At 57.3% G+C, this 5,236-nt stretch carries 7 protein-coding genes and 1 pseudogene; all 8 read right to left on the bottom strand.

Annotated elements, in window-relative coordinates:
- A pseudogene (locus tag VXQ92_RS15330) lies at positions 1–136 on the bottom strand (phage minor tail protein L); the annotation flags it as partial.
- A complete protein-coding gene (locus tag VXQ92_RS15325; protein ID WP_000847379.1) occupies positions 136–465 on the bottom strand; it encodes a phage tail protein in 330 nt (109 codons plus the stop codon). The gene VXQ92_RS15325 and the pseudogene VXQ92_RS15330, both read right to left, overlap by 1 nt.
- On the bottom strand, positions 462–3,023 hold the full coding sequence (locus VXQ92_RS15320) for a phage tail tape measure protein (RefSeq protein ID WP_000840207.1): 2,562 nt from the start codon (positions 3,021–3,023) through the stop codon (positions 462–464). Before VXQ92_RS15320 ends, VXQ92_RS15325 begins: the two co-directional genes overlap by 4 nt.
- Complete coding sequence (locus VXQ92_RS15315; protein WP_000459457.1) at positions 3,016–3,450, bottom strand: phage tail assembly protein T; 435 nt, start codon at positions 3,448–3,450, stop codon at positions 3,016–3,018. Before VXQ92_RS15315 ends, VXQ92_RS15320 begins: the two co-directional genes overlap by 8 nt.
- The gene (gene gpG / locus VXQ92_RS15310; protein WP_000479153.1) at positions 3,432–3,854 is read right to left on the bottom strand and encodes a phage tail assembly chaperone G; all 423 of its coding nucleotides are present in this window, start codon (positions 3,852–3,854) and stop codon (positions 3,432–3,434) included. Before gpG ends, VXQ92_RS15315 begins: the two co-directional genes overlap by 19 nt.
- Before the next feature lie 15 nt (positions 3,855–3,869).
- Complete coding sequence (locus tag VXQ92_RS15305; RefSeq protein ID WP_001349920.1) at positions 3,870–4,610, bottom strand: phage tail protein; 741 nt, start codon at positions 4,608–4,610, stop codon at positions 3,870–3,872.
- 7 nt (positions 4,611–4,617) lie between these two features.
- A complete protein-coding gene (locus VXQ92_RS15300; protein WP_000683105.1) occupies positions 4,618–5,013 on the bottom strand; it encodes a phage minor tail U family protein in 396 nt (131 codons plus the stop codon).
- Positions 5,010–5,236 (bottom strand): phage tail protein (locus VXQ92_RS15295; protein ID WP_074466195.1); only part of this gene is annotated, 227 nt, incomplete at its 5' end. The genes VXQ92_RS15300 and VXQ92_RS15295, both read right to left, overlap by 4 nt.

Raw genomic sequence — 5,236 nt, 5'->3', positions numbered from 1 at the left:
CTTTTTCGTTCTGCTCATTACAGAAAAAATAACGTTCTCCACCGACCTCTGTCAGGTCGATTTCCCAGAGCACCACGCTGGCCGACTGCTCCGCACGGGTGCATTCATTCAGTGTTTCCTGCCGGATATCCTGCATCAGTTCACCACCTGTTCAAACTCTGCGCTGAACTCAACACGCAGCATACTGACCCGCGACGACCATTTTGCGCAGGTCACCTTTATCTGCCGCCACTCATAAGGCGGCGTCCACAGAAAGGATTTCCAGCCCCCGTGCTCTTCCAGAAACGACTCCAGTACCGTGGCCTCCTCACGGGGGACAGAAAGCGTCACGCTGTACGTTTTCAGGTTGGCATTCAGCCCGGCAGGCGCTCGCTGAGAATAGCCATCACCAAAGCGCACCTTTCTTACAGAAGGGACCGAAGCCACATCCATACCGGGTTTCACTTTCCAGCGGAAGGTCTTCATCGTCCACCTCCGGAGAACAGGCCACCATCACGCATCTGTGTCTGAATTTCATCACGGGCACCCTTGCGGGCCATGTCATACACCGCCTTCAGAGCAGCCGGACCTATCTGCCCGTTCGTGCCGTCGTTGTTAATCACCACATGGTTATTCTGCTCAAACGTCCCGGACGCCTGCGACCGGCTGTCTGCCATGCTGCCCGGTGTACCGACATAACCGCCGGTGGCATAGCCGCGCATCAGCCGGTAAAGATTCCCCACGCCAATCCGGCTGGTTGCCTCCTTCGTGAAGACAAACTCACCACGGTGAACAATCCCCGCTGGCTCATATTTGCCGCCGGTTCCCGTAAATCCTCCGGTTGCAAAATGGAATTTCGCCGCAGCGGCCTGAATGGCTGTACCGCCTGACGCGGATGCGCCGCCACCAACAGCCCCGCCAATGGCGCTGCCGATACTCCCGACAATCCCCACCATTGCCTGCTTAAGCAGAATTTCTGTCATCATGGACAGCACGGAACGGGTGAAGCTGCGCCAGTTCTGCTCACTGCCGGTCAGCATCGCCGCCATATTCTGTGCAATACCATCAAAGGTCTGCGTGGCTGCACTTTTTACCTGCGACATACTGTCCGTGGCGCTCTCTTCCCACTCACTCCAGCCGGACTTCAGGCCTGCCATCCAGTTCCCGCGAAGCTGGTCTTCAGCCGCCCAGGTCTTTTTCTGCTCTGACATGACGTTATTCAGCGCCAGCGGATTATCGCCATACTGTTCCTTCAGGCGCTGTTCCGTGGCTTCCCGTTCTGCCTGCCGGTCAGTCAGCCCCCGGCTTTTCGCATCAATGGCGGCCCGTTTTGCCCGTTGCTGCTGTGCGAATTTATCCGCCTGCTGCGCCAGCGCGTTCAGGCGCTCCTGATACGTAACCTTGTCGCCAAGTGCAGCCAGCTGGCGTTTGTACTCCAGCGTCTCATCTTTATGCGCCAGCAGGGATTTCTCCTGTGCAGACAGCTGGCGACGTTGCGCCGCCTCCTCCAGTACCGCGAACTGACTCTCCGCCTTCCACAAATCCCGGCGCTGCTGGCTGATTTTCTCATTTGCTCCGGCATGCTTCTCCAGCGTCCGGAGTTCTGCCTGAAGCGTCAGCAGGGCAGCATGAGCACTGTCTTCCTGACGATCGCCCGCAGACACCTTCACGCTGGACTGTTTCGGCTTTTTCAGCGTCGCTTCATAATCCTTTTTCGCCGCCGCCATCAGCGTGTTGTAATCCGCCTGCAGGATTTTCCCGTCTTTCAGTGCCTTGTTCAGTTCTTCCTGACGGGCGGTATATTTCTCCAGCGGCGTCTGCAGCCGTTCGTAAGCCTTCTGCGCCTCTTCGGTATATTTCAGCCGTGACGCTTCGGTATCGCTCTGCTGCTGCGCATTTTTGTCCTGTTGAGTCTGCTGCTCAGCCTTCTTTCGGGCGGCTTCAAGCGCAAGACGGGCCTTTTCACGATCATCCCAGTAACGCGCCCGCGCTTCATCGTTAACAAAATAATCATCCTTGCGCAGATTCCAGATGTCGTCTGCTTTCTTATACGCAGCCTCTGCCTTAATCAGCATCTCCTGCGCGGTATCAGGACGACCAATATCCAGCACCGCATCCCACATGGATTTGAATGCCCGCGCAGTCCTGTCTGCCCAGGTCTCCAGCGTGCCCATGTTCTCTTTCAGGCGGCGGGTCTGGTCATCAAACCCTTTCGTTGCGGCCTCGTTCGCCGCCTGCAATGCCCCGGCTTCATCGCCGGAACGCTGCAACTGAGCAACATACGCAATCTGCTCCGCCGACACGTTATGGAACTGGCGAGCCATCGCCGTCAGCCCCGACGTCGGGTCTGTGGTCAGCTTCCCGAAGGCTTCAGCGACCTTGTCCACCTCCACGCCGGATGCAGAGGAGAAACGCGCCACACTCTGGCTGATGGACGCAATCTGAGCCTCACCGCTTACCCCCGCCTTAACCAGTGCGCTGAGTGACTCGCTGGTCTGGTTAAACGTCAGCCCTGCCGCCTGCCCGGCTCTGGACAGGACCAGCATACGATCTGCCGTCAGTCCCGCCTGATTGCCGGAAAGGACCAGCGTTTTGTTGAAATCGGACAGGGTTGAGTTGCCCTGATACCAGGCATACGCCAGCGCACCGGTCGCCACCGCCAGCGAGGTGGCCCCCACCATCGGCAGGGTGATCGCACCGGCAAGCCCCCTGAACATGGGGATCATCCCGCCGAAGGAGTCCTTCACCTGCCCCCCCTGTTGCAGCAGGATCAGCCACGGACTTTGCCCGCCTGCAAGCTGCGTGGCCACGTCGGTGAACTGTGCAGGCAGCATACGCATGGCGGCTTTATACTGCCCGACGGAAATCCCCGCTTTCTGTGCAGCCAGCGCCTGTCGGCTCAGCGACTGTTCAACGACTGCCGCTGTTTTTTTCGCATCACTTTCCGTACCAGAAAAATGACGCCTGACTCTGGCCATCTGCTCGTCAAATCTGGCCGCATCCAGACTCAAATCAACGACCAGATCGCCTACCGGTTCAGCCATACCGGACTCCTCCTGCGATCCCTTCTGATACTGTCATCAGCATTACGTCATCCTCCGTCATGTCCGCCACATCCGGGGAAGCGGGGATAACTTCATTCCCGTCCGGGCCAAAGCGGACACCTCCGGCAAGCCCTGCCGCTTTCTGCATCAGCACATCATCTTCAGGCTCTTCGTCAGCCTCGCGCCGGTTCAGCAGACTGAAATCCAGCGGATGCATATCCGGATCGCTGAAAAACAGGCTGAGCACGGTGTACGTCAGCCCGGAAAAGTGCATATCCAGCAGAACATCATGAAAATAATGGGTACTGTAAAAGCGGTGCCAGTCGGCATACTCCGTGGATGACATCCCGGCAAGCATGGCACGCCAGTCGGGTCGCCCCATCTCACGCGCCAGTTTCAGGGCAAAACTCAGCTCACCGTCGAACACTTTCCCGCAGAAACAGGCTCTGCGGGCCCGGCGTCCTCTGTCTGTTCAGGGGCATTATTCACCACAAACTCATACATACCAGACAGCCGGTACACCACGTTTTCAGCATGAGAAATTGCCTCCGTGGGCCAGGTGGTAAGCACTTCCTGCTCAATCTGTTTAACGGCTTCATTCATGGACGGCATCTGCGTCTTCTGCGGATGGTTATGCCACAGGGACATCGCCACCAGAAACGCGCCGGTTCTGATGGCGTCTTCCACAGTAAACTTCCGGTTGCTGTCTGACTCCGCCTGTTCTGCCTGCCGTTTCATCAGGGCGAGATGCTCAATGCGCTGCAGGGCTGACAGTTCAGAAAGCGTGACGGTCACACCGTTATGTTCAAATGATTCGGTTTTCAGGAACATCGCTGACTCTCCGGATTAACTGGCGGTGACGGTAATTTCTGCAACCGCAGCAAACTCACCATTACCGGATACAACCGGAATGTTGACCTTGCCTGCAGCAACGCCGTTCACGGTGATGGTCATACCACTGACCGACACGGTGGCTTTTGTTTTATCCGCAGACACCGCACGAAAGCTCTTGTCGGTTACGCCCTCCGGCTGGAAGGCCACGGTCAGCGTGGTGCTCTGCCCTTTCACCACCGAGGTGCTGGCAGGCGTCACGGTCATGCCGGTTGCCGCTGTTACCGTGCTGCGATCTTCTGCCATCGACGGACGTCCCACATTGGTGACTTTCACCGTGCGGGTGATCACTTCCTTCGCCGTCACCGCCTTACCGATACTGCTGACCCAGCCACGGAACACATCGACCGTGCCGTTCGGGAAGCGGATTTTATAGGCACGGGTATCGCCTTCATTAAACCACGCCAGCAGCGCCTGCTGCCCCTGCTCTCCGGGCATCCACGCCAGCGTGAAGCTGGTATCTCCGGCAGATTTCTGCCCCTGCCCGGTCGCAGTCCAGTCTGCATCTTCATCATCGAGATAGCTGTCGTCATAGGACTCAGCGGTCAGTTCGCCGGGCGTCAGGTCTTTAACTTTTGCCAGACGCGACCAGTCAACGTCTGAAAGCGGATTCGCGTAAGGGTCACCGCTCCCCTTATAAACCCACAGGGTGGTCCCGGCACCTTTCACCGGCATTGTAGGATTTGGTACAGGCATAGCGTCCTCACATTTCATAGGTAATGACATAAGTCAGATCGGCTGAACTCCACAAGCCCGCATCATCGTCGCGCCGGTAGTCATAGCCGCTGGCCACCATACTGGTGATCAAATCTGACAGTGCCGGGATATCGCTCATCACCGGATAAATCCGGGACTCCATCCACGCATCCAGCTCTGAATCCGGCACCTGAGCAGGCAGGAAAACTTCGATATGCAGCTCCGCCTGCCAGGTATCGCTGTCCAGCTCTTCGCCCGTGTATTCAGCGCCGGTGAGATAAACGGCAACTGCCGGAAAATCCGCCTCATCAAAAACAGCGGGGCGACCATCAAAAAACGTCGCCCCGGTGTCATGCTTCTCCAGTGCATCCAGTACGGCTGCACGGAGTTCAGTATGTTTCATCGCTTTATTACCATCCTCAGTTGATGCTGCAGCGCATAGCCCAGCTCTTTCGGAAGACGTTCACGCCGTATCCGCTCAATATTTTGTTTAAACGCCGTGGTCAGCGGCACCGCCATCGGGATTTTCACCACATCAATGGGGTAACGGTTTTTCCCAGCCACACGCTGCATGACATGCCACCGGCCATTTTTCAGTTGCTGAATAAACGCGCCGGGAATACGAC

It is taken from the genome of Acinetobacter sp. 228, from assembly GCF_048147885.1.
Note: the sequence above shows the minus strand (reverse complement) of the source record. Positions and strands in the feature narration are given on the sequence as shown.

What these genes read in the sequence shown, in the direction of transcription:
- VXQ92_RS15325 (WP_000847379.1), bottom strand. Translation starts at nt 465, where the DNA reads ATGAAGACCTTCCGCTGGAAAGTGAAACCCGGTATGGATGTGGCTTCG.
- VXQ92_RS15320 (WP_000840207.1), bottom strand. Translation starts at nt 3,023, where the DNA reads ATGGCTGAACCGGTAGGCGATCTGGTCGTTGATTTGAGTCTGGATGCG.
- gpG (WP_000479153.1), bottom strand. Translation starts at nt 3,854, where the DNA reads ATGTTCCTGAAAACCGAATCATTTGAACATAACGGTGTGACCGTCACG.
- VXQ92_RS15305 (WP_001349920.1), bottom strand. Translation starts at nt 4,610, where the DNA reads ATGCCTGTACCAAATCCTACAATGCCGGTGAAAGGTGCCGGGACCACC.
- VXQ92_RS15300 (WP_000683105.1), bottom strand. Translation starts at nt 5,013, where the DNA reads ATGAAACATACTGAACTCCGTGCAGCCGTACTGGATGCACTGGAGAAG.